The organism is Sinorhizobium sp. RAC02 (assembly GCF_001713395.1).
Lineage (GTDB): Bacteria > Pseudomonadota > Alphaproteobacteria > Rhizobiales > Rhizobiaceae > Shinella.
Genome location: NZ_CP016452.1, coordinates 979,237 through 1,002,749, shown reverse-complemented (window position 1 = coordinate 1,002,749; position 23,513 = coordinate 979,237). Strand labels below are relative to the sequence as shown.

Below are 23,513 nucleotides of genomic sequence, written 5' to 3'. Positions count from 1 at the left end.
AGAGATCGGTCGGAGACGCCTACTTTGAGCGAAATAGCTTTAGAGTTTGTTTACGATTAGGCGCCTACCCTCGATTGCAACGCGATCTGGGGCCAGCTCATGCTGAGAGTGATTTCGTGTATAGCCTACGAGCACGACTATGCCTTTGTCATCGCGGCGGCAATTGTCTGCATCGTGACGTCGATCATGACGGTGCGCTTGTTTGATAGAGCTGATCGCATCCCCACCGCCCGCCGGTTCTCCTGGATTGTCTTGTCCGGCATGGCCGGTGGTGCAGCCATCTGGACCACACATTTCGTCGCCATGCTGGGCTTTCAGCTTCCGGCTGAACACGCATTCGATGCATTCCTGACGGTCGGCTCGCTCCTCATTGCCATCAGCGTCACGGCCGGCGGTTTCTACATGACGGTGGAGCGGGCGTGGAACCTGCCTCCCGAGATCGGCGGCCTGGTTTTCGGCATAGGCATCGTCGCCATGCACTTTACCGGCATGGTGGGCCTGGAAAATGCCGGGCAACTCGAATGGGACCAGACCCTCGTCACCGCGGCCGTGCTGTTTGCGCTGGGTTTCGGCGCTCTGACGGCCCATCTGCTGGCACGATACCATTCGGGCCTCAGCCGGCTTCTGGCGATGCTCACGCTGGTGCTTGCGATCTGCACCATGCATTTCACAGCCATGGGGGCGGCAACATTGTTGCCGGACGCCACCGCCGCCGCCCCGACGCACACGATGTCCAACGAATTCCTGGCCGTGCTGGTGCTCGCAACGATGGCGGTCATCGCCGGGTGGATACTCTACATGATGGACACCCGTTCCCAGCGGGAGTTGATCGACAGCTTCCGGCACGCGGCACGCCACGATCCGCTGACGGGATTGCCAAACCGGGCCTATCTGTCGGAACATCTGCCCGCCATGCTGGCGCAGGCGCGGGATTGCAGCGCGCAGGCAGCGGTGGTCGTCATCGACCTCGACCGTTTCAAGGAGATCAACGACGTTCACGGGCACCATGCCGGTGACTGTCTGCTGCAGACGCTGGCAAAGCGGTTCGCATTGCAGATGACAGCAGGCGAGATCATAGCCCGCGTCGGCGGTGACGAGTTTGTCGCCATCAAGCATCCGGTTCATGAACAGGCCGATGTGGACGAATTCGCCCGGCGCCTCGGTGACTGCATTACCGAGCCGGTACAACGCGGCACCACGACGCTTACCGCAGGCGCGAGTATCGGCATCAGCCGTTTCCCGGGCGACGCAGACAATGCAGAGGAGTTGATCGGAAGGGCAGACCTCGCCATGTACCGCGCCAAGCGGGCGATTGGCGACGCGGTTTGTTATTATGAGCCGTCCATGGACGAGGGGCGCCGGGAGCGCAGCTCGCTTGCCATGGAACTGCGCCATGCGGTCGAGCGCGATGAGCTTGTACTCCACTACCAACCACAGCTGAACCTGCAATCAGGCGAGGTCATCGGATACGAGGCGCTGGTGCGCTGGAAGCACCGCACGCGCGGCCTCGTGCCGCCTTCCGACTTCATTCCGATCGCCGAGGAAACCGGTCTGATCCTTTCGATCGGCGATTGGGTGCTCAGGACGGCATGCGAGGAAGCCGCGCGTTGGGCCAAACCGTACAGGATCGCCGTCAACATCGCCTCTGCGCAACTCGCACAGGCCGACCTGCCGAAGTCCGTTCATGAGGTCCTTTTATCTACAGGCCTATCGGCATCGCGTCTGGAACTGGAGATCACCGAAGCAAGCCTCATAGAGGACAGGGAACGGACGCTGCGTGTCATTCGGCAGTTGAAGACGCTGGGCGTGACCATCGCCATGGATGATTTCGGCACGGGATACTCCTCGCTCTCCATGTTGCAGACCTTCCCCTTCGACAAGGTCAAGCTGGATCGCTCCTTCATCGAGGCGGTGACGACCAACGAGGTCTCAATGGCAATCGTCAAGGCGACGATCCTTCTCGCCACCAGCCTCAGAATGTCCGTCGTTGCTGAAGGCGTCGAGCGTCAGGAGCAGGCTGATTTCCTGCAGGCAGAAGGGTGCCGGGAAGCCCAGGGGTTCTTCTACGGTCGGCCGGAACCGCTATCGGAAATCGCCGACAAGGTGGGCCGGGTGACATCTATCGGCGTCGGACCGGTCGCGGCATGACAGGACGAGGCCGTCGTTTCAGGCCGCCATACACCCGTCGATAGAAAATTACGGACGAGGAAAAAATAAAATCGACGGCATATCGCTGATTCCGCGATGTTTTTTCAGTACTTTTTTTGAGAAATCTCGGGCGGCGGCGAGAATTTTGTTGCCCAAGCCGGCAAACATACTTATCTTCGTGGTATCGAACTTTGCTTGCGACCTTTGTCTTCCGCCTTCCGGCCCGGTCAGATCTCCTCTCATTGTCGATTTATCTGCGACCGATTTCGTCGCGTTTTCAACGATTGAAAGGATATCGTTATGAGTTCAGGCACCGTAAAGTGGTTTAACGGCACCAAGGGTTATGGCTTCATCGCACCGGATGACGGCGCAAGTGACATTTTCGTTCATATTTCCGCTGTCGAGCGCGCCGGTCTCCGCTCGCTCGCCGAGGGCCAGAAGGTCAACTACGAAGTGGTTCAGGACCGCAAGTCCGGCAAGCTTTCTGCCGACAACCTGACCGCAGAATAAGAGAATTGTTGCCCCTTTTCGCTGACCACGGATGTACTGGCAGCGAATGGAGAGCGACGGGAAGAGGTCGGGTCGATGCCCGGCCTTTTTATTTTTCGCATTCGGGAAGTCGGAACCTGAAAGGGGCACCTATGAGCCGGAATGTCTACGCAATCGGTGACGCGGTAAAGCTCAAGACGGATCAGCGCCGTCCTGCCGATGGCGGGAGAGCTTGCCGGATCGTCGCTGTGCTGCCTTCTGATCGTGGCGAAGTGCAATACCGCGTTCGTGTCGGCGATGAGCCCCATGAACGCCGTATTCTCGCAAGCGACATCGAGGCGCCGGACACGCCGGTGGTGACAAGGCCCAAAACGCCGACCGCCCATTCCGGAGGAAAAGAGCCCTGGTTCAAGGCCTCCAGCATCCGGACCAAAAAGTAAACAAGCAGCGGGTACTCCCGCCAAGGAAGGACATAATTTGCAAGTTCTCGTCAGGGACAACAACATCGAGCAGGCTATCCGCGTTCTGAAAAAGAAGATGCAGAGAGAAGGGCTTTTTCGGGAAATGAAGGCGCGTAGCGCCTACGAAAAGCCTTCCGAGCGGAGAGTACGAGAAAAAGCCGATGCCATCCGGCGTGCCCGCAAGCTCGCCCGCAAGAAAGCGCAGCGAGAAGGTTTGCTTCCGGCACCCAAGAAGAAACCCATTCGCGCGTGATCGCGTGGCGACCAGTTTCCGGCTCAGGTGAGGAGTGATCGATGACAGCGACTCGACAGCAATTTTTCAAGCCGACAAAGGCGACGGCTGCCACGAAGGCGGCTGAGACCAACTCTGTCGCGAAAGGCATCATCGAGCAGGAAGCCGCCGCCCGCGAAAAGAAGACCGAGAAACTGCGCGCGTTGCGACTGGCCCAGGATGCGGAGACGGTTCAACCGGTTCCTGCTCCCAAGCGAAAGCGCAAATAGCCAGCGATGGCTGTGAGGGGCGCAAACGCCCAAGCATCGAGACAGCTCGCCCGACATTCAAAGGCAAGCCCATTTCGACAAGACCATCTTTGACGTCTTCAAGGGTAAAGCGGCCAAGCCATCGAATTGGCCGCTTGCCTTATTTGGGATTCAGCAAACGCGGAATGCGGTCTGCTGAATCCCTCGATCGGCATAGATAGCGGACCGAAGCAACGGCCCTCCGTTTCCGGGCCGCTACGCCGTCGATACCAAACCCACCCTACTCGTACCTAGAAGTCCCAGTCGGCATCCTCGGTGGCGACCGCCTTGCCGATGACATAGGACGAGCCGGAGCCGGAGAAGAAGTCGTGGTTCTCGTCGGCATTCGGCGAGAGCGCAGAAAGAATTGCGGGGTTCACCTTGCAGGCCTCTGGCGGGAAAAGCGCCTCGTAGCCGAGGTTCATCAGCGCCTTGTTGGCGTTGTAGTGCAGGAACTTCTTCACGTCCTCGGTCAGGCCAACGCCGTCATAGAGCGCTTCGGTGTATTTCGCCTCATTGTCGTAGAGCTCGAGCAGCAGGTCGAAGGCGAAATCCTTGATCTCCTGGCGCCGTTCCTCCGACAGCCGTTCCAGCGAACGCTGGAACTTGTAGCCGATGTAGTAACCGTGCACGGCCTCGTCGCGGATGATGAGACGGATCATGTCGGCGGTATTGGTAAGCTTTGCGCGGCTCGACCAGTACATCGGCAGGTAGAAGCCGGAATAGAACAGGAAGCTTTCAAGGAAGACGCTGGCAACCTTCTTCTTCAACGGATCGGCGGAAGCGTACTGCTCCATGATCAGCGCCGACTTCCGCTGCAAAAACTCGTTTTCCTCCGACCAGCGATAGGCGTCGTCGACGTCCGGCGTCGAGCACAGCGTGGAGAAGATCGACGAATAGGAGCGCGCGTGCACGGCCTCCATGAAGGAGATGTTGGAGAGCACCGCCTCCTCGTGCTGGGTCGCGGAATCCTCCATCAACCGCACGGAGCCGACGCCGTTCTGGATTGTGTCAAGCAGGGTGAGGCCGGTGAAGACGCGGATGGTGAGCTGCTGTTCCTCCGGCTTCAAGGTAGCCCAGGACGGGATATCATTGGAGAGCGGCACCTTCTCCGGCAACCAAAAATTTCCGGTCAGGCGGTTCCAGACTTCCAGGTCCTTGTCGTCCTCCATGCGGTTCCAATTGATGGCGCGCACGGCGGCGGCCGCCTTCGGGGCTTTGGTCTTCACTTGGATGTTCATGGTCTTCCCCGATGTCACAATGCGCACGAGACGCAGCCCTGCACTTCCGTGCCGGACAGCGCCATTTGGCGAAGGCGGATGTAGTAGATGGTCTTGATGCCCTTCTTCCAGGCATGGATCTGCGCCCGGTTGATGTCGCGCGTCGTCGCGGTGTCGCGGAAGAACAAGGTCAGCGACAGGCCCTGGTCGACATGCTGCGTCGCCGCCGCATAGGTGTCGATGATCTTCTCCGGGCCGATCTCATAGGCGTCCTGGTAGTAGTCGAGATTGTCGTTCGTCATGAAGGCGGCCGGATAATAGACGCGGCCGATCTTGCCTTCCTTGCGAATCTCGATCTTCGAGACGATCGGGTGGATCGAGGACGTCGAGTGATTGATATAGGAGATCGAGCCCGTCGGCGGCACGGCCTGGAGGTTCTGGTTGTAGAGACCACCTGCCATGACTGCAGCCTTCAGAGACTGCCAGTCATCTTGCGTCGGGATATGGATACCCGCCTCGTCGAAAATCCCGTGCACCTTATCCGTCGCCGGCAGCCATTCCGCTTCCGTGTATTTGTCGAAATATTCGCCGGAAGCGTATTTCGAATTCTCGAAGCCTTTGAAGCTCACGCCCTTCTCGACCGCCAGCCGGTTGGAGGCGCGGATGGCGTGGTACGTCACCGTGTAGAAATAGATATTGGTGAAGTCGACGCCCTCTTCCGATCCATAGAAGATGCGCTCGCGGGCGAGGTAGCCGTGCAGGTTCATCTGGCCGAGGCCGATGGCGTGGCTGTCGTCATTGCCCTTCTCGACGGAGGGGACCGAGGAGATGTGGCTCATCTCGGAGACGGCCGTGAGTGCCCGGATCGACGTCTCGATCGTCTGGCCGAAATCGGGGCTATCCATAGCAGCCGCTATGTTGAGCGAGCCGAGATTGCAGGAAATGTCCTTGCCCATCGTCGCATAGGAGAGGTCGTCGTTGAACGTGCTCGGCTCGCTGACCTGCAGGATTTCCGAGCAGAGGTTACTCATGGAGATACGCCCGGCGATGGGGTTTGCCCGGTTCACCGTGTCCTCGAACATGATGTACGGATAGCCGCTTTCGAACTGGATCTCGGCGATGATCTGGAAGAAGTCGCGCGCCTTGATCTTCTTCTTCTTGATGCGGGCGTCCTCGACCATCTCGCGGTACTTTTCCGTCACCGAAATCTCGGAGAAGGCAACACCGTAGACGCGCTCCACGTCATGCGGCGAGAACAGGTACATGTCCTCGTTGTTCTTCGCGAGCTCGAAGGTGATGTCGGGGATGACGACGCCAAGCGACAGCGTCTTGATGCGGATCTTCTCGTCAGCATTCTCGCGCTTGGTATCGAGGAAGCGCATGATGTCGGGATGATGGGCGTTGAGATAGACCGCACCCGCGCCCTGCCGCGCACCGAGCTGGTTGGCGTAGGAGAAGGAATCTTCCAATAGCTTCATCACCGGAATGACGCCGGAGGACTGGTTCTCGATCTGCTTGATCGGCGCACCCATTTCGCGAAGGTTCGTCAGCGAAAGCGCCACGCCGCCGCCGCGCTTGGAGAGCTGCAAGGCCGAATTGATCGAGCGGCCGATGCTCTCCATGTTGTCTTCGATGCGCAGCAGAAAACACGAAACGAGTTCTCCTCGCTGCTTCTTGCCGGCATTGAGGAAGGTCGGCGTCGCCGGCTGGAAGCGGCCGGAAATGATCTCATCGACGAGGTCGCGGGCAAGCTGTTCGTTGCCGCGCGCCAGCGCCAGCGCCACCATGCAGACGCGGTCCTCATAGCGCTCCAGGTAGCGCTTCCCGTCGAAAGTCTTCAGCGTATAGGACGTGTAATATTTGAAGGCGCCGAGGAAGGTCGGGAAACGGAACTTCTTGTCATAGGCGTGGTCGAACAGGTCACGCACGAAATTGAAGGCATACTGGTCCAGAACCTCCTGCTCGTAGTAGCCCTCCGTCACCAGATAATCGAGTTTTTCCCTGAGGTTATGGAAGAACACGGTGTTCTGGTTGACGTGCTGGAGGAAATACTGCTTGGCGGCCAGCCGGTCCTTGTCGAGCTGGATTTTTCCACCCTCGTCGTAGAGGTTCAGCATGGCGTTCAGCGCGTGGTAGTCCAGCGCCGTAATCTCCGGGGCCTTGATCGGCTTGTCGAGCGTCATCGTGTCCAAAATCGTTCCAATCCATCTTTGACGTTGGCGACATCCTCATCCGTGCCCAGAAGCTCGAAGCGATAGAGGTACGGCACCCCGCATTTGGCGGAGATGACATCGCCGGCGATCCCGAAGGTCGCGCCGAAATTGCTGTTGCCCGCGGCAATCACGCCGCGAAGGTTTGCGCGGTTTTCCGCATCGTTGAGGAAGCGGATCACCTGCTTGGGAACGGCGCCTTTCCCGTCCTCACCGCAGTAGGTCGGCACGACGAGCACGAAGGCCGCCTTCGCCTTCAGCGTCTCGTCGGCGCGGAGAGGAATGCGGGAGGCTGGAAGGCCGAGCTTTTCCACGAACCGACGGGTGTTTTCCGACCGGGTGGAAAAATAGACGAGCCCGCCCATCGCCTGGCTCGCTTCAAGCCAGCGCGCTGATCATATCCGGACGAAAGCCGGCCCAATGCTGCTCGCCGGCGATGACGACAGGGACCTGCCGGTAGCCGAGCCCCTGCACGAGCGCGAAGGCATCGGCATCCTCGGAGACGTCGACGACGCTGTAATCGATGCCCTGGCGGTCGAGCGCGCGGGTGGTCGCGGTGCACTGGACGCAGGCAGGCTTGCTGTAGACGGTGATGGACATGGTCTTCCTCGTAATTGGACAATTGGGCGTGACAAATCGTTCAGCCATCCGCCGATGGCCGTTCGAAAAACTGGAGATAGGCAGATGGCCGCCTGAGACGGCCGGACACGAAACGCCGCTTACTCGCGTGGATGCACTGGAAACTGGATCGACATAACTTCACCCCGAAGTGATTATGCGGGACATACGGGGAGACGGGGCGCGACATCATTCCGCAACCCAACGCTCGCCTTCCGGACACCCCGCCCGTGGACATTCATGTACGAGGCAGGTCTCCTGGCTTGCGGGTCGCGGCATCCGTTCACCTTCCCAAGGCATTTGCGCCTCAGTGGCTTCATCGAACGAATGCTCGCCGCTTACAGTTGCGGGGGCAGCTCCGGTTTGACGCGGCCATCATGGCCGCCCCGGATTCCCGTCTTAGCCTTCGATTTTTTCGAATCGAAGGAACCTCGAACACAAGATATAGTAGACGAGGTAAAAAATGCGTCAACAGCTATGACGACTTATCAACCGTTTCGGTGCCCGCACTAGAACTGGCCGACGCCGCCATCGGGTCTTTCGATCAAGATTCGTCCACAATCGTGTTGCGAGTTCTTAGGTCTTTCGCAGACAACAACACCCCCGCTCCTATCAGAGGGAAAGAAGCCAGCCTCTCAGAATGTTGTCACGTGATCTGAAAATAATCGTGCCTACATGGTGGACTGTGCCGATACGGCCTTCCCTTGGCAGGAAAGCCGCAAACAGGTGAGCCGCTTCCGTCAGAGACTTGCGCCGACTTCCCGCAGTTTTTCAGAACCGGTGCCTTCGGCAGCGAGATCTCGTGATAGGCCGCGATAATTTCGGCGGTGTTCTGCAGGTCTACGTCGACGATCTTGATGCCGGCATCCTTGAAATTCTGCAGGAGGGGGGCTTCCTTTGCGACGGTAGCGTCGATCTGCTTGTCGAGCTCTTCACGGGTGAGGCGGGTGATGAGTTCACGATCCGCTTCAGGAACGCCCTTCTATACGCGACCGGACGCCAAGGCGACACAGGGCATGAAGATGGCGTTCATACGCAGCATTGTCTTGGCGACCTTGTCGTAGCGCTGATTCCAGGAGAGATCCAGATCGGCTTCAAGTCCATCCACCTGCCCGTTGGACATGGCGTCGAACACCTGCGGTGTCGGCATTGGTGTCGGCGCTGCGCCGAGCAGCTGGTAGAAATCACGGTACGCCAGCGTTGTGTTGATGCGCAGCTTCATACCCTTGATATCTTCGATGCCTGCGGTTTCCTTGCCCGTGAAGACGACGCGTAGGGTGGCGATGCCGTAACCAAGGCCGATCGTACCGCTCTGGGTAGGCAGTACGTCGAGCAGCTTGAGGGCCGCGGGATGGCGAACGAGCGTAGCGACTTTTTCCGTGCTTTTGACGAGCCACGGCGCATTGATGGCAGCGATCTGAGGAATACGCGAACCGAGTTCCGCGGTCATGATCCAGCCGAGATCCAGCGCGCGGGATTGCATCTGCTGCAGCATCGCGCCTTCGTTGCCCAGCTGATTCGACAGGAAGGCCTGAATCGAAAGGCGACCATTGGTTTCTTCCGAAAGGCGCTTGCCGACAGTTTCAGCTGCGACGTTCCACGGGTGGCCGGGCGGCGCTGTAATGCCGAGACGGTAGATCTTGGCGGTCTGCGCACGCAGGATCGACGGTGCGGAGACAGTCATTGCTGCTCCAGGCGAGACGCTTTTCATCAAAGCACGACGTGTAATGTCCATGGTGGGTTCCCTCTTTTATGAGTTAGCGAGTTAGGAGAAGTAGGTCGAGAGTGCCGGGAAGATCGAAAGCAGCACCAGGATGACGCAGCAGATCAGGAAGAACGGTAGCGTTACAATGAACATCTTTCCAGGTTTCGCGCCCGTCACGGCGGCAGCGATGAAGAAGTTCAGTCCGACCGGCGGGGACAAAAAGCCGAGGACCAAGTTGAGCACGGCGACGACGCCGAAATGCACCGGGCCGATGCCGTAGACTTCCGTCGCGATTGGAAGCAGGATTGGAATGGTCATGATCAAGCCAGGCGCGCCGTCAATCACCGTGCCGATGAGTCGACACGGCCTTTAGTGTAATGGGCACACGCTCGCGCATCGCAGGCTGGTGCCGCGCGGATAGTTGTAGACATAGCCCATGAGCGCGATCACCACGCAGAAGGCTATGGTTAGAATGACACCCGGAATGATGCCGGCGGCCAGCATGGTTCCAACGGGAACTTGCCAATGACGCTGTAGACAACGAACATGATGGACGGCGGAATGACCGGCCCAAGCATGCCGGCATAGGCAGTGAGGCCGGCAGCGAAGGTCTTATCTTAGCCCTTCTTCTCCATTTCCGGGACGATCATCTGCGACATCAGCGCAACCTGTGCTGCCGCGGAACCGAGAATGGAGGCCACGAACCTGTGGGCGAGCAGATTCACATAGACAAGACCGCCCTTGAGCGCGCCGACGAAAGCCATGGCCATGTCGATGATGCGCCGCGTGATGCCGCCGCCATTCATGATCTCGCCGATGAGAATGAACAGCGGGATGGCGATCAATCCATAACTGTCCAGCCCCATGAACATCTGGGTGGGAAAGGAGACGAACAGAACCGTGTTATCGCTCTGCGAGATATACGCCGCCGCCGTGAGACACAACAGGATGGAGATTGGCAGGCCAATCAACATGAGGGCAACGAATGCGCCGAAGGTAAACATCAAGCGGCTCCTTCGGCAGTCGTTAGCGGGGCCTGCTCGCGCTTGCGCGCGATCCCGAGGTCTTCAAGCAAGTTGGCAGCGTTGTGGACGGTGGGAGTGAGAGCGAAGATCGGCAGGATCAGGTTGACGATCCAGCTCGGCCATTCCAGCGTCTGGGTCCGCTCGGTATAGAGGAAGTTGAAGGTTTCCGAGGCAAAAGCCTGGGCATCAAAACCGTGGGAAGCGATGCCGAGCGGATCCAACCACAACCAGCACACCACCGCAAAACCGATCGCAAAGGTCAGCGATGTTCCGGTGGCGAGCGCGCGCAACCGCACGACCCATTTGGGCGACAACTGATCCGACAGGAGCGTGACGGCGAAATGGATCCGCAGCCGCGTCATGACCGATGCCCCGATGAAGCCGAACCAGATCAACGAGAAAATCGAAGCCTGATCGATCCAGTAGGTCGGCACCTTGGCGAAACGAGTGACGACGTTCACCGGGGATCAGCGCCAGCAGCACCGTTATGAAAATCCCGGCCAGAAATTTCTACCCACGCAGGAGCACCTGGGACACGCCTATGATTTTCTCCGTTCAGAACGGATAGTTTCGTCGCTCCGCTGTCAATGGCATCGTACACCTTCTCATCTTGCATACTTTATATATTCCTGAAGTATACAAGATGAGAAGGTGTCAACTATTTTCCGATACCCTTAGCAGGACGTGGCCGAATAGATCATCGCCCGCCCCCAACCCCTTGCCTCGCTTTCCAGGAAAACAATGACAGATGTGCGTGGATCAGGGCCACGCGCCACGCCACCAAATTCAACTCACGCCGCCTGGCGGCGCGCGCCACTGGAGCCGGCTGTGAACATGCATATAGGGCACAGAGTATGATCGAGTGTCCGCGTCGGCAAAATTTCAATCGTCTGGAATCGCGTGAAAGCCTGCCGGTAGGGCGAAGCCCGTGTCTGCCGGCGGATCGGGCGGCAGGGGTTCTTGCCTTCTCGGGATCATCGCATGGGCGGCGAGAACCGAGCGGATGGCGACCGGGCGATAGTGCCTGATGAGATCCGGCTTTTCTTCCCGCGTTTTCTTGTCGTCGTTGCCGGACACGGCGCCTCCAGGACTTCAGCTTGCCGGAAATCTTACCATGGATCCGCCGCCGGTCGCCTGGTCGGTCGGGAAAACCTCGACGCGGGCGACATCGACATAGACGGGCAGCGCAATCACGTCGTTGATGATCTGCGCGATGTTTTCCGGCTGGATCGGACGGTAGCCGTCATAGAGTACGGCGCTCGCCTGATTGTCCGGGATCGAGGTGCGGTACAGCGCCGTCTGCACGCGGCCGGGCACGATCTCGCTGACGCGGACCGAGGTTCCGAGCAGGTCGCAGCGCAGGTTATCGCAAAAGAGGCTGAGGCCGGCCTTCGAGGGGCCGTAAGCCCCCATGCCCGGAAATGCCGCCTGGCCGCCGCTGGAGCCTATATAGATGAGGTGGCCGCGCTTGCGCGAAACCATGCCCGGCAGGACGATGCGCGTCAGGTGCATCGGCGCCTTGAGATTGATATCGACCATCGCGTCGATTTCGGCGGGGTCGATGTCCTGAAAGGCTGCGCGGGTCGAGAGGATGCCGGCATTGTTGACGAGGATATCGACCTCGACGCCGGCCAGCGCGTCGGCTATGCGCGCGCTATCGCGTACATCCGCCTGAACGGGGATCGCGCCGCTTGTCTTCGCCAGTTCAGCTAGCTGCGCCTCGTTGCGCCCGATGGCATAGACGTCAAGCCCGCGCTTGCGCAGCATCGGCACGATGGCCTTGCCGATGCCGCTGGTCGCGCCCGTGACGACGGCGACGCGGTAGACGTCAGACATAGATGTATCCCCCGCTGATCACGACATTCTCGCCGGTCGCATAGGTATTCCGGCTCGATGCCATCATGACGATCCATTCGGCCATTTCAACCGGTTCGGCGGCGCGGCCGAGCGCGCTGGCTTTCGCCAGTTCCGGCAGAAAGCCGAGTTCCTTGGCGCGGTCGGTGGCAAAGCCGGCGGGCGCTACGGAGTTCACGAGAATCTGGTCCTTGGCGCATTCCTGCGCAAAGGATTTCGTCAGGCTGACGACCGCCGCCTTGGTCGCCGCATAATGCGCGTTCTGCGGATGGGCCTTGAACGCATCGACCGAGGTAATGTTCACGATACGGCCAGTGACGTCCGGCGCGTTCACGAACTGGCGCATATGGCGCACGGCTGCGACCATCATATGGTAGGTGCCTTTGACATTGATCGCATTTTCGAGATCCCAATCTTCATCGGTAATGTCGAGAATGGCCTTGCGCGGGTAGATTGCTGCGCTGTTGACGAGGGCATGGACGCGGCCGAGTTTGGCAGCAACGGCATCGAAGCCGGCATGCGCCGTTTCGGCACGGGAAATATCCGCCACCGCGGTCGCCACCTCGACGCCGAGCGCCGTCAGTTCCGCTGCAGAGGATGTCAGCAACGCCTCGTTGCGATCGATGAGGCCGATCTTCGTCGCGCCATGCGCGGCCATCAGCTTCGCCGTCGTGAGCCCGAGGCCCGAAGCGCCACCGACTATGACAACAGACTGGTTTTTCACGTTTCAAACCTCGCGTTTTCCGGGTTGCACCGCCATATTGGTATGTTATCACTTATATGCCAACTTCAACGAAGCGCAAGCCGTTTTTGGAATCCGCCATGATCCCCCGCCTCGATACCAACCGGGCCGTTTCGACATCCAATACCGGCTTTTTCAAGCATCTCGCCTCCACAGGGTTCGAGGGTGACGTGGGCACCGATGCTTCGGAGCGCACTGTCTATTCCACCGACAATTCCATCTACCAGGTGGCGCCTGCCGGCGTGCTGTTTCCTAAAAACATCGACGATCTCAAGCGCATTGCCAAGACCCTCGCGAGGTCGGAATTTTCCGGCGTCACGATTACCCCGCGCGGCGGCGGCACGGGTACGAATGGCCAGTCGCTGACAAACGGCATCGTTGTCGACTGCTCGCGCCATATGAACAGGATCATCGAGATCGATCCGGTCCGTCAAACCGCACGCGTGGACGCCGGCGTCGTCAAGGACCAGTTGAACAAGGCATTGGAACCTTACGGCCTGTTTTTCGCGCCGGAGCTGTCCACTTCCAACCGGGCGACGATCGGCGGTATGATCTCGACGGATGCGTGCGGCCAGGGATCCTGCCTTTACGGAAAGACCAGCAACCATGTCCGCGCCCTGCGCGTGGTTTTGACGGACGGCACCGATTTCCTCTCCCGCCCCGTGCGGGAAGAAGAATTGCGGGCGCTTCAGGCCCGGCGCGACCGCATCGGCGACATCCACAGGACGCTCGCTCGCATCGCGACCGACAACCGCGAGCAGATCGAGGCGATTTTCCCGAAGCTCAATCGCTTCATGACCGGCTATGACCTCGCCCATCTCCAGCGCGGGGATGGTCTTTTTGACCTGAACGCCTTGCTTTGCGGATCCGAAGGCACGCTTGCGATGATCGCCGAGGCGGAACTGGCGTTGTTGCCAATTCCCGCCTGCGCGGCGCTCATCAACATCCGCTACGACAATTTCAATGCCGCGCTCGAAGACGCCCGCACGCTCGTCGCTCTCAACGTCGCCTCGGTCGAGACGATCGACGAGACGGTCCTGCGGCTTGCGAAGGGCGACAGTGTCTGGCCGCGCATCGCAGGCTTTTTTCCAGACGATGCCGACGGGCCGGCGAACGGCATCAACATTGTCGAGGTTCTGGCCGACACCTCGGGGGATCTTGCCGAGAAACTCGCTCTCGTCAGCGCGGCACTCGAAGGAACCGCCTTCCCCGGCCGGAAAGGCTTTACCACGACGCATGGCAAGGCCGATATCGACGCCATCTGGACGATGCGCAAGCGGGCGGTCGGCCTGCTTGGCAATGTCGAAGGCCCGATCCGGCCGGTGCCCTTCGTCGAGGATACCGCCGTTCCGCCAGAACATCTCGCCGCCTATATCCGCGAATTCCGGACATTGCTCGATGGAGAAGGGTTGACCTATGGCATGTTCGGCCACGTGGATGCGGGCGTGCTGCATGTGCGTCCTGCGCTCGATCTGACCCGCGCAGACCATGCTGCGCTCGTACGGCGGATCAGTGACGCCGTCGTCGCGCTGACGCAAAAATACGGTGGTGTTCTCTGGGGCGAACACGGCAAGGGGGTGCGCTCGGAATATGTGCCGGCCTTCTTCGGCCCCCTCTATCCATGCTTGCAGGACATCAAGCAGGCCTTCGACCCGCTCAACCAGCTAAATCCCGGCAAGATCGTCGCGCCTGCCGGCAGCACCCTGCCGAAGATCGACGACATTCCCTTGCGTGGCAGCCTCGACCGCATCATCGGCAACGACATCCGCGCCGCCTTCGACAATGCAGCCTATTGCAATGGCAACGGCGCCTGTTTCGATTTCGATGCCGATGGGCTCATGTGCCCTTCCTACAAGGCGACGCGCGACCGACGGTTTTCACCGAAGGGCCGCGCCTCGCTGATGCGGGAGTGGCTTCGCCGGCTTGCCGAAAAAGGCGTCGATCCGCGCCAGGCGGCGGAACGCTTGCGCCGCTCGAGCGCCGCCCTAAGGCTGGCTTGTCGCGCCTGGAACTCGCTCAACCCCGCAAACCGCGACGACTTCTCCCATGAGGTGCGGGCGGCGATGGATACCTGCCTCGCCTGCAAGGCCTGCGCAGGCCAGTGTCCCGTCAAGGTGAGCGTACCCGCCTTCCGTTCCAAATTCCTCGAACTCTACTACGGACGCTACCTGCGCCCCCTGAAGGACCCGATCGTCGCTGCCATCGAAACCATATTGCCGGTGATGGCGCGAACGCGACCGCTCTACAATATCTTCGTCGGCTCCACGATCGGCCGGGCGGCGATGCGCTTTGCGGGCCTGACGGCACTTCCTGCCCTGCCCGCCCCTTCGCTTCGCCGCAGCGTCGCCATTGCAACACCGCAGGCACTCGCGAGCCTGAGCGGGAAGGAACGGGCCAGCACGGTTATCTTCGTGCCCGACGCCTTTACCGAACATTTCGACCCGCAGGTACTGTCCGCCGCCATCGATGTCGCAGTCCTCCTCGGGTTTCGGCCCCTCCTCGCGCCGCCGCTTGGCAACGGCAAGGCGCTGCACGTGCTCGGGTATCTCGGCGCTTTTGAGAGAGCAGCAGGGCGGACCGCCCGGCAGCTCGACCGTATGGCCGATACCGGAGTGGCGCTGGTCGGCATCGATCCCTCGATGACGCTCGCCTATCGCAGCGAATATGGCGCGACACGGCTGCGTGCGCGCGTCCTGCTACCGCAGGAATGGCTGGCGCAATTGATCGACCGGCTGCCCTCACCCGTTCCCGTGGGCGACCGACCGCTCTATCGGCTGATGGCGCATTGCACGGAACGCAGCAACCTGCCGGCGGCCGCCAGCCAATGGGGTGCGGTCTTCGCAAAACTGGGCATCGAGCTTTCCGTCATCGAGGCCGGCTGCTGCGGCATGGCGGGCATGTTTGGTCATGAGGTGCGCAACCGCGCGCTTTCGGAGAAACTCTATGCGATGAGCTGGCAGCCCGCCCTCGCAAGGCTGGGAACGGAAGATGTGCTCATGGCGACGGGCTATTCCTGCCGTTCGCAGGTAAAGCTGATGGCGGAGCGGCGCATTCCGCATCCCCTGGAAGTTATCTGCACCCTTCTTCAGGCGAATGCCGCTGCCATTGGAGAAGCCTGCCATGTATGATATGTGATAAATGCGAACTTTCGGGGCGAAGGGCAGACCGGCATGTCGATCATAACACAGCGCGGCAATCTCGCGGAAATCGTCGTCGCCAAACTTGCCGAGCGCATCGATAGCGGACTTTATGCGCCCGGCGAAAAGATCCCGTCAAGCGCCCAGCTCTGCGAGGAGTTCGGCGTTTCCCGCACGGTCATTCGCGAAGCGCTCACCTCGCTCAAGGTGGCAGGCCGGGTCATTTCGCGGCAGGGTGCCGGCGTCTATGTCACGGAGAAGGACGTCAAGACGCTGAACTTCGAGATCAGCCGCATCGATGACATCCGCTCCGCCATGCAGATCCTCGAACTGCGCCTCGGCGTCGAGATGCAGTCCGTGGCGCTTGCCGCGCAGCGTCGCACGCCGGAAGCGCTGGCCGAGATCGCTCGCGCCTTCGACTATATCGAAAACCTCGATACGAACGATCCCGAGATCGAGGCGCGCGCCGATTTCGATTTCCATCTTGCCATCGCCAAGGCCACGCGCAACTCGCATTTTCCGAGTTTTCTTGTCGCGGTGATGGGCGAGATTAACTTCGATCTGGTGCTCAAGCATCGCCAATCCGGCCGCACCTACAATGCCTATCTGAAGAAGATCAACAAGGAGCATGCCAGCATTCTCGCGGCGATCACACAGGGCGATGCCAAGGCTGCCAAACAGGCGCTGGTCGCGCATCTGGAGGAAAGCCTCACCCGCTACCGCGCCATGCTGGACGAGCCGGCGGGCAGCGAAGCGGACGACTGACCGCCGCGCCGCGGCCCGCCCGTCTCATTTGCCCGCTGCAAGTGCCTGTTCGCGGATCTGCGTCAGGCTCATCTTGGGCGTCAGCGCTTCCGGGTCGATGCGGATTTCGATCAGCGCCGGCTTGCCGGAGGCTTCCGAGCGCAGGAAGGCATCGGCGAATTCCTCCGTCCTCTCCACCGTCTCCGCGTGCAGGCCATACGAGCGGGCGAGATCGGCAAAATCCGGGTTGGTGAGCCTCGTGCCCGAAACGCGACCGGGATAGTTGCGCTCCTGATGCATGCGGATCGTGCCGTACATGCCGTTGTTGATGACAAGGAAGATGACGCGGGCGTCATACTGCATCGCGGTGGCCAGTTCCTGCCCGTTCATCAGGAAGCAGCCGTCGCCGGCGAAGGCGACCACAGTGCGCTCCGGCACTGTGATTTTTGCGGCGATTGCCGCCGGCACGCCATAGCCCATCGAGCCGTTGGTCGGCCCGAGCTGGGTGCGGAATGTGCGGTACTGGTAGAAGCGATGCGCCCAGGCGGAATAGTTGCCCGCGCCCGTCGTCAGGATGGCATCGGCCGGCAGATGGCCGCGCAACCATTCCATGACCTCGCCCATTTGGACGGCCCCCGGCACCTGCGGATGGTTGATGTTTTCGAGATAGTCGGCATGGGCCGCCGCCGTCCAATCACGCCAGGCTGGCGCTGCCACAGGCTTCAGCTTTTTGGCCTGCGCCAGAAAACCGGCTACACTGGCATTGATCGGGAGCGTGGCATGATAGACGCGGCCGAGTTCCTCCGCGCCGGGATGAACATGGACGAATGTTTGCTTCGGTACAGGAATGTCGATCAGCGTGTAGGCGCCGGTCGTCATCTCGCCAAGGCGAGCGCCGATGGAGATCAGCAAGTCGCAATCCTTCACGTGCTGGATCAGCTTCGGCCCGGCCGCAAGGCCAAGATCGCCCGCATAGTTCCCATGCGTATTGTCGAAGAGATCCTGGCAGCGGAACGAAGCAGCGACCGGAAGCGAAAACGCTTCCGAGAAGGCGCGCAGATCGGCAACCGCCTGCTGCGTCCAGCCGCCGCCGCCGGCGACGACCATGGGTCGCGTCGCCTTTGCCAGCAGTGCGATCAACTCGTCGAGCTGTGGCTCACCGGCATAGGTTTCCACCCGTTTGTAGGCCGGTGTATCGGCAATGGCCACCACATCCGTCAGCATGTCCTCCGGCAGCGCCACGACCACCGGTCCCGGACGACCGTTGACGGCGCGGTGGAAGGCCTGGCTGATGAGTTCGGGAATGCGTGCCGCATCCTCGATCTCCACCACCCATTTCGCCATCTGGCCGAACATGCGGCGATAGTCGATCTCCTGGAAGGCTTCGCGCTCCATCTGGTCGCGCGCCACCTGGCCGATGAAGAGGATCATCGGCGTCGAATCCTGGAACGCCGTATGCACGCCGACAGAGGCATTGGTGGCGCCCGGCCCGCGGGTGACGAAGCAGATGCCGGGCTTGCCCGTCAACTTGCCATAGGCCTCTGCCATATAGGCCGCCCCGCCCTCCTGACGGCAGATGACGAACTCGATCGCATCCTCGGCATCGTGAAAGGCATCCAGCGCCGCCAGATAGCTCTCACCCGGCACGCCGAACACCCGTTCGACGCCATGAACCCTCAGTGCGTCGACCAGGATCTGGCCGCCGCTGCGTGTCTCATATTCGGTTGTCATGTTCGTCTCCTGAGCCGTTAGATCACGGCGTCCTCAAGGAAGGGCCGGTCCGCGACGACGCGCTCGTAGCCGAAGGGCGAGAGGTCGAGCGAGCGGAAGCCGCCATAGGCGATCAGTTCGGACAGGCCGCGCCCCATTGCCGGCGACTGCTGCAGGCCGTGGCCGGAAAAGCCGTTGGCGAAGAGAAAATTCTTCACGTCGGTGTGTGGGCCGAGGATGACGTTGTGATCGAGCGTGCAATAGTCGTAGTGCCCCGCCCAACTGTTCACCACCTTGATCGCCTCGAAGGCCGGCACGCGTTCGGCGATCGTCGGCCAGATTTCGTCCTCGAACTCGTCGTGCATGACGGAAAAATCGTTCGGATCGACCTCCGGATCGTGCTTAGGATAGGTGCCCATCAGGTAGAATTTCCCTTCGGGGCGGAAGAAGACGCCGGACGGATCGATGGTGAGGCCGACCTTGCCTTCCAGTGGCGTGCGGCAATCCACCACGAAGAGTGAACGACGGCGCGGTTCGACCGGAATGTCGAGGCCGGCCATGCGCGCAACCTGCTTGCCATTGGTGCCGGACGTGTTGACCAAAGTGCCACAAGCGACCGTTTGCCCGCTCTTCGTCGTCACCGAAACAATGCGGTCACCCTCCCGGTTCACCGCGACGACTTCGTCCTCGATATAGTCGACACCGAGAGTGCGCGCCTTCTTGCGGAAACCCTGCAGCAGCCCGACGCTATCAAACCAGCCTTCGCCGCTTTCGCCTGTGCTGCCGAGCGTCAGGCCCTCCACGTTAAGCCACGGGAAGCGGCGACCCAGCCCTTCCGGATCGAGCAACGACACGTCGGCGCCGCAGGAGACCTGCGTTTCGTGGTTGCGACGAAGCACGTCAGCGCCACGCGCGTCGCCCGCAAGGAAGAGGTAGCCGTTTTCGTGGAAGCCGATTTCCGGCGTATCGTCATCGACTTCGACATTTTTCCGGAAGTTGCGAATGAACTCCGTGCCGAACTGCGAGACCTTGACGTTGATTGCGTTGGAGAACTGGTGGCGGATAGAACTGGACGAGAGCGCGGTCGCCGAGCGCTGATAGGTCCAGTCCTTTTCGATCACCAGCACCGAGCCGGTAAAATCGGGGTTCGTCGCCAGAAAATAGGCGGTCGCGCTGCCAACCACGGCACCGCCGACAATAATGACGTCATAGGATGTCTTCGAAGCCTGCATCGTCGCCCTCACTTGTCTTCGAAGTGGCCGGCCGCGCAGAAGCTGCCGCCCTGGTAGCGCACGGCCGGATCGTTCGGGTCCCCCTGTTCCGTGCTGGCAAAAACCTTGTCGGCATAATCGTCGGCGCTGTCTTGCGGTTTATAGCCGAGCACGGCGGCGGTGCGATTGTCCCAGAAGGCCTGCGCATTGTTCGACATGCCATAGGCGACCATGAAGCCGACGCGCGGGGCCGACAGGCTCTTTTCGACAAGCTGGCGGCAGTCGCGATAGGACAGCCATGTAATGAGGTGCCTGCGGTCTGTCGGCTCCGGGAAGCAGGATCCGATGCGGATACTGACCGTCTCGATCCCGAACTTGTCGAAATAGTAGCGACCGAGATTTTCCACGAAGGTTTTCGACACACCGTAGAGGCTGTCCGGCCGGGTCGGCACGGTGCCGTCGATCGTCTCGGTGCGCTCGTAATAACCGATCGCATGCACGGAACTGGCATAGACGATGCGCTTGACGCCGTGCTGGCGCGCGGCCTCGTAGATGTTATAGCCGCCGGAAATGTTGCTATCGAGGATCGTCTTCCATTCGGCTTCCAGCGGCTGGCCGCCGAGATGCACGATGGCGTCGCAACCCTTCACCGCCTCCGAAACCGCATCGAAATCGGCAAGCTCGAGCGGAAAATCCTCTTCGTGCGACCCGATGTTTTCGCAGGGCTTGCGGTCGGACAGCCGCACGACCCTGCCGAGCCGCGTGCCGGACTGGCGAAGCGCCGTGCCGACGCCGCCGGCAGCACCCGTCAGAAGAACTTTCTGGAAATGGGACATGGTCGGTTCCTCCTAGCGAAGCCGGGCGAGTGCATCGGCGATGCGGTCGATGGCGAGCGTGAGATTGTCGCGCGAGGTGGCGAAGGACAGGCGGATATAGGGCTCGACGCCGAAGGCGGCGCCCGGCACTGTCGCGACCTTGCCTTCCCTCAGCAGGTAGGCGGCGAGCGCCGTATCGTTGTCAATGACGGTGCCATCCGGAGCTGTCTTGCCGATATGAGCGGCGCATTTCGGGAAGAGGTAGAAAGCCCCCTCCGGCGCGCGCACCTCAAGGCCGGGAATCGCACTGAAACCCGTCGTCACGAGTTCGCCGCGCGCCTTGTATTCAGCGACGGCGGTTGCCACGAAATCTTGCGGGCTATTGAGCGCCGCCGCGGCCGCAACCTGCGTGATCGACGATGGGCACGTCGTGCTCTGCGACTGCATCTTGTTCAGGACCTTCGTCAGGCTCTTCGGACCCGCCGCATAACCAAGCCGCCAGCCGGTCATCGCATAGGCCTTGGAGACACCGTTGATGAGAAGCGTGCGGTCGCGCAGATCCGGGCAGGCATTTGCAAAGGACGTAAAGGGCACATCACCGCAGACGATGTGCTCATAGATCTCGTCCGACATGACAGCGACGCGGGGATGGCGCGCCAACACGTCACCCAGCGCCTTCAGTTCGTCGGCGGCGTAGATCGCCCCGGTCGGGTTGGACGGTGAATTGAACAGGAACCAGCGGGTCTTCGGCGTGATCGCCGCTTCCAGTCGCTCCGGCGTGATCTTGAAGTCGTCCTCCACGCCGCAAACAACGATCTTCGGCACGCCGCCGTGCAGGATGACGATGTCTGTATACGAGACCCAGTAGGGTGCCGGCACCACCACCTCGTCGCCGGGCTCCAGTGTGCCGAGAAAGGCGTTGAACAGGATCTGCTTGGCACCGTTGCCGATGGAAATCTCATCCAGGGCATAGTCGAGGCCGTTCTCGCGCTTGAATTTTCTGACGATCGCCTCGCGCAACTCGGGAAGGCCGTCCGGTGCAGTGTATCGCGTAATACCCCGCCTCATCGCGTCCACTGCGGCGTCCACGATATGGGCCGGCGTGTCGAAGTCCGGCTCGCCGAGCGACAGATCGATGACGGGTTCGCCCTTCGCCCGCATGGCCTTGGCCGCCATGGAAACGGCCATAGAGGGCGAGGATTTTATCGTGGATGCCCGCGCGCTTTCAAACACGATCATGTTCATGCCTTTTCTCCCACCTTGCCATAAAGCGCGGCCTGTTCCTCTGTGATGTAACCGTGCTTGACGTCATGGGCGACGGCATCTGCGGGGCGTACTGCCGGTTCACCATAGCCCCCGCCGCCGGGCAGCGAGAGAACCAGCCGCCGGCCTTCGGGTACGAATTGCAGGCCTTTGCCCTTCAATGCCGTGCCGTCATCGAGCGCTACACCGCCGGGCGCACCGTCGAGGCCGCCATCGCGGCCGCGGGCCGGATGGTGCAGGCGATCGAACATGGCGGAGAAGCGGAAGGAATAACCCTCGGCCGCCTCGATCTCGATCATCTGGCCGAGGCCGCCGCGTTGCGCACCCGCGCCGCCGGAGCCCTCGCGCAGTTCCTTGCGCCAGATGATGACCGGACCAACGTTTTCCGTCGCCTCGATCGGCATGGTGTGCACGCCGCTCGGGAAGGCCGTTGCGTTGAGGCCGTCTAGTGCTGCGCGCGCGCCGGAGCCGCCGGAGTTGAACATCAGGATTTCCGCGCCCTTGCCACCGATCTGGTCGGCGACGGGGCGCACGCTCATATGCAGGTTCCACAGCGCGCTCGCGCCTTCCGCCGGCACCTGGCCGGGCAATGCCTGGTGCAGCGCGCCGAGCACGAGATCCGGCACGAAATGGCCGAGCACATGGCGCACGGCGACGGGCGCTGGCCGCTTGGCGTTGAGAATGCAGCCTTCGGGCGCCGCGATGTCGAAGGGCGCAAGCGAGGCCGCATTGTTGGGAATTTCCGGCGCCACGACACATTTGATGCCGTAGCAGGCATAGGCCTTGGCATAGACGAGCGGCACGTTGATTCCGAACTTGCTCATGCCGGAAGTGCCATCGAAATCGACCAGCACGCCCTCCGGCCCGATGGTGAGTTTTGCCGCGAGGTGCACCGGCTCATCGTAACCATCGAGATCGAGGCTGTAGGACCAAGTGCCGTGCGGCAGGTTCCTCAAGCGCTCCAGCGTTGCCTCGCGGCTGTGCTTGAGGATGAAGCCGCCGATCATCGAAAGATCTTCGAGGTTGAATTCCGTCAGCATGTCGATGAGGCGGCGATGGCCGGTCTCGTTGCAGGCGGCAAGGGCATGGAAGTCGCCGACCACCTTGTCGTTCTCGCGCACATTGTTGCGCACGATATGGATGAGCGTGCGGTTCAGTTCGCCGCGCTCGAAGAACTTCATGATCGGGATGAACAAGCCTTCCTCATAGACTTCGCGCGCATCCGGACCGAAGCCGCGTCCGCCGACATCCACAACATGGGCGGTGGAGGCGAAGTAGCCGACCAGTTTGCCATGGTGGAAGGAGGGGGTGACGACGGTGATGTCGTGCAGGTGCCCGGTGCCCTTCCACGGGTCGTTGGTGATGTAGACATCGCCTTCAAAGATGTTTTCCGGGCCGATGTCGCGGATGAAATGCGCGACGGATTCCGCCATGGCATTGACGTGTCCTGGCGTGCCGGTGACGGCCTGCGCCAGCATGCGGCCTTCCAGATCGAAGACGCCGGCAGACAGGTCGCCCGCCTCGCGCACCGAGGTAGAGAAGGCAGTACGGATCAGCGTCTGGGCCTGCTCTTCCACAACGGAGATCAGGCGGTTCCACATGACCTGCATATGGATATCGATCATCGACTGGTTCATCGGTT

Annotated in this window: 20 protein-coding genes, 2 pseudogenes and 1 riboswitch; of the genes and pseudogenes, 7 read left to right on the top strand and 15 right to left on the bottom strand. The window is 60.9% G+C overall.

Going from position 1 to position 23,513, the window contains the following annotated elements; all coding sequences use genetic code 11:
- Window positions 1–99: 99 nt before the first annotated feature.
- The 5 genes from BSY16_RS25780 (at window position 100) to BSY16_RS25760 (ending at window position 3,599) form a co-directional block, all read left to right on the top strand.
- On the top strand, window positions 100–2,148 hold the full coding sequence (locus tag BSY16_RS25780) for a putative bifunctional diguanylate cyclase/phosphodiesterase (protein ID WP_069062650.1): 2,049 nt from the start codon (window positions 100–102) through the stop codon (window positions 2,146–2,148).
- A 300-nt stretch (window positions 2,149–2,448) separates the two neighbouring features.
- Window positions 2,449–2,658, top strand: a complete 210-nt coding sequence (locus tag BSY16_RS25775; protein ID WP_069062649.1) for a cold-shock protein — start codon at window positions 2,449–2,451, stop codon at window positions 2,656–2,658.
- 131 nt (window positions 2,659–2,789) lie between these two features.
- A complete protein-coding gene (locus tag BSY16_RS25770) occupies window positions 2,790–3,077 on the top strand; it encodes a hypothetical protein (protein WP_069062648.1) in 288 nt (95 codons plus the stop codon).
- Window positions 3,078–3,114: 37 nt separating this feature from the next.
- Window positions 3,115–3,351, top strand: a complete 237-nt coding sequence (rpsU, locus tag BSY16_RS25765) for a 30S ribosomal protein S21 (RefSeq protein ID WP_069062647.1) — start codon at window positions 3,115–3,117, stop codon at window positions 3,349–3,351.
- A 41-nt stretch (window positions 3,352–3,392) separates the two neighbouring features.
- Window positions 3,393–3,599 carry a hypothetical protein gene (locus tag BSY16_RS25760; protein ID WP_069062646.1) on the top strand — a complete coding sequence of 69 codons (207 nt, stop codon included), beginning with the start codon at window positions 3,393–3,395 and terminating at the stop codon, window positions 3,597–3,599.
- A gap of 269 nt (window positions 3,600–3,868) precedes the next feature.
- Here the strand turns inward: BSY16_RS25760 and nrdF are convergent, their stop codons facing one another.
- From nrdF to BSY16_RS25710, 10 genes and pseudogenes are all read right to left on the bottom strand, one after another.
- Window positions 3,869–4,858: a class 1b ribonucleoside-diphosphate reductase subunit beta gene (gene nrdF / locus BSY16_RS25755; protein ID WP_069062645.1), complete on the bottom strand. Its 990-nt coding sequence runs from the start codon at window positions 4,856–4,858 to the stop codon at window positions 3,869–3,871.
- A gap of 14 nt (window positions 4,859–4,872) precedes the next feature.
- Complete coding sequence (nrdE, locus tag BSY16_RS25750) at window positions 4,873–7,020, bottom strand: class 1b ribonucleoside-diphosphate reductase subunit alpha (protein WP_171902518.1); 2,148 nt, start codon at window positions 7,018–7,020, stop codon at window positions 4,873–4,875.
- On the bottom strand, window positions 7,017–7,412 hold the full coding sequence (gene nrdI, locus BSY16_RS25745; protein ID WP_069062643.1) for a class Ib ribonucleoside-diphosphate reductase assembly flavoprotein NrdI: 396 nt from the start codon (window positions 7,410–7,412) through the stop codon (window positions 7,017–7,019). The genes nrdE and nrdI overlap by 4 nt, the downstream gene beginning before the upstream one ends.
- Window positions 7,413–7,425: 13 nt before the next feature.
- Window positions 7,426–7,647, bottom strand: a complete 222-nt coding sequence (gene nrdH, locus BSY16_RS25740) for a glutaredoxin-like protein NrdH (RefSeq protein ID WP_069062642.1) — start codon at window positions 7,645–7,647, stop codon at window positions 7,426–7,428.
- Window positions 7,648–7,896: 249 nt separating this feature from the next.
- Window positions 7,897–8,114, bottom strand: a riboswitch (cobalamin riboswitch).
- A 291-nt stretch (window positions 8,115–8,405) separates the two neighbouring features.
- Window positions 8,406–9,400, bottom strand: a pseudogene (locus BSY16_RS25735) (TRAP transporter substrate-binding protein).
- A gap of 30 nt (window positions 9,401–9,430) precedes the next feature.
- Window positions 9,431–10,374 (bottom strand): annotated as a pseudogene (locus BSY16_RS25730) (TRAP transporter large permease).
- Complete coding sequence (locus BSY16_RS25725; RefSeq protein ID WP_150130149.1) at window positions 10,374–10,856, bottom strand: TRAP transporter small permease; 483 nt, start codon at window positions 10,854–10,856, stop codon at window positions 10,374–10,376. The pseudogene BSY16_RS25730 and the gene BSY16_RS25725 overlap by 1 nt, the downstream one beginning before the upstream one ends.
- Before the next feature lie 421 nt (window positions 10,857–11,277).
- Complete coding sequence (locus tag BSY16_RS25720) at window positions 11,278–11,472, bottom strand: hypothetical protein (protein ID WP_069062641.1); 195 nt, start codon at window positions 11,470–11,472, stop codon at window positions 11,278–11,280.
- 15 nt (window positions 11,473–11,487) lie between these two features.
- Complete coding sequence (locus BSY16_RS25715) at window positions 11,488–12,231, bottom strand: SDR family oxidoreductase (protein ID WP_069062640.1); 744 nt, start codon at window positions 12,229–12,231, stop codon at window positions 11,488–11,490.
- On the bottom strand, window positions 12,224–12,973 hold the full coding sequence (locus tag BSY16_RS25710; RefSeq protein ID WP_069062639.1) for an SDR family NAD(P)-dependent oxidoreductase: 750 nt from the start codon (window positions 12,971–12,973) through the stop codon (window positions 12,224–12,226). The genes BSY16_RS25715 and BSY16_RS25710 overlap by 8 nt, the downstream gene beginning before the upstream one ends.
- A 98-nt stretch (window positions 12,974–13,071) precedes the next feature.
- Here BSY16_RS25710 and ydiJ point away from each other — a divergent pair, with 98 nt between their 5' ends.
- Both ydiJ and BSY16_RS25700 read left to right on the top strand, forming a co-directional pair.
- Window positions 13,072–16,119, top strand: coding sequence for a D-2-hydroxyglutarate dehydrogenase YdiJ (gene ydiJ / locus BSY16_RS25705; protein WP_069062638.1), 3,048 nt, complete (start codon window positions 13,072–13,074; stop codon window positions 16,117–16,119).
- A gap of 42 nt (window positions 16,120–16,161) precedes the next feature.
- Window positions 16,162–16,893 carry a FadR/GntR family transcriptional regulator gene (locus BSY16_RS25700; protein WP_069063699.1) on the top strand — a complete coding sequence of 244 codons (732 nt, stop codon included), beginning with the start codon at window positions 16,162–16,164 and terminating at the stop codon, window positions 16,891–16,893.
- A 24-nt stretch (window positions 16,894–16,917) separates the two neighbouring features.
- Here the strand turns inward: BSY16_RS25700 and BSY16_RS25695 are convergent, their stop codons facing one another.
- Genes BSY16_RS25695 through BSY16_RS25675 form a run of 5 tightly spaced genes read right to left on the bottom strand, consistent with a single transcriptional unit; the run spans window position 16,918 to window position 23,508 of the window.
- A complete protein-coding gene (locus BSY16_RS25695) occupies window positions 16,918–18,603 on the bottom strand; it encodes a thiamine pyrophosphate-binding protein (protein WP_069062637.1) in 1,686 nt (561 codons plus the stop codon).
- A 17-nt stretch (window positions 18,604–18,620) separates the two neighbouring features.
- Window positions 18,621–19,814 (bottom strand): NAD(P)/FAD-dependent oxidoreductase, encoded by a 1,194-nt coding sequence (locus BSY16_RS25690; RefSeq protein ID WP_069062636.1) that lies wholly within the window; start codon window positions 19,812–19,814, stop codon window positions 18,621–18,623.
- An 8-nt stretch (window positions 19,815–19,822) separates the two neighbouring features.
- Window positions 19,823–20,629 (bottom strand): NAD-dependent epimerase/dehydratase family protein, encoded by an 807-nt coding sequence (locus BSY16_RS25685; protein WP_069062635.1) that lies wholly within the window; start codon window positions 20,627–20,629, stop codon window positions 19,823–19,825.
- 12 nt (window positions 20,630–20,641) lie between these two features.
- Window positions 20,642–21,853, bottom strand: a complete 1,212-nt coding sequence (locus tag BSY16_RS25680) for a pyridoxal phosphate-dependent aminotransferase (RefSeq protein ID WP_069062634.1) — start codon at window positions 21,851–21,853, stop codon at window positions 20,642–20,644.
- Window positions 21,850–23,508: a hydantoinase B/oxoprolinase family protein gene (locus BSY16_RS25675; protein WP_069062633.1), complete on the bottom strand. Its 1,659-nt coding sequence runs from the start codon at window positions 23,506–23,508 to the stop codon at window positions 21,850–21,852. The genes BSY16_RS25680 and BSY16_RS25675 overlap by 4 nt, the downstream gene beginning before the upstream one ends.
- Window positions 23,509–23,513 lie beyond the last annotated feature (5 nt).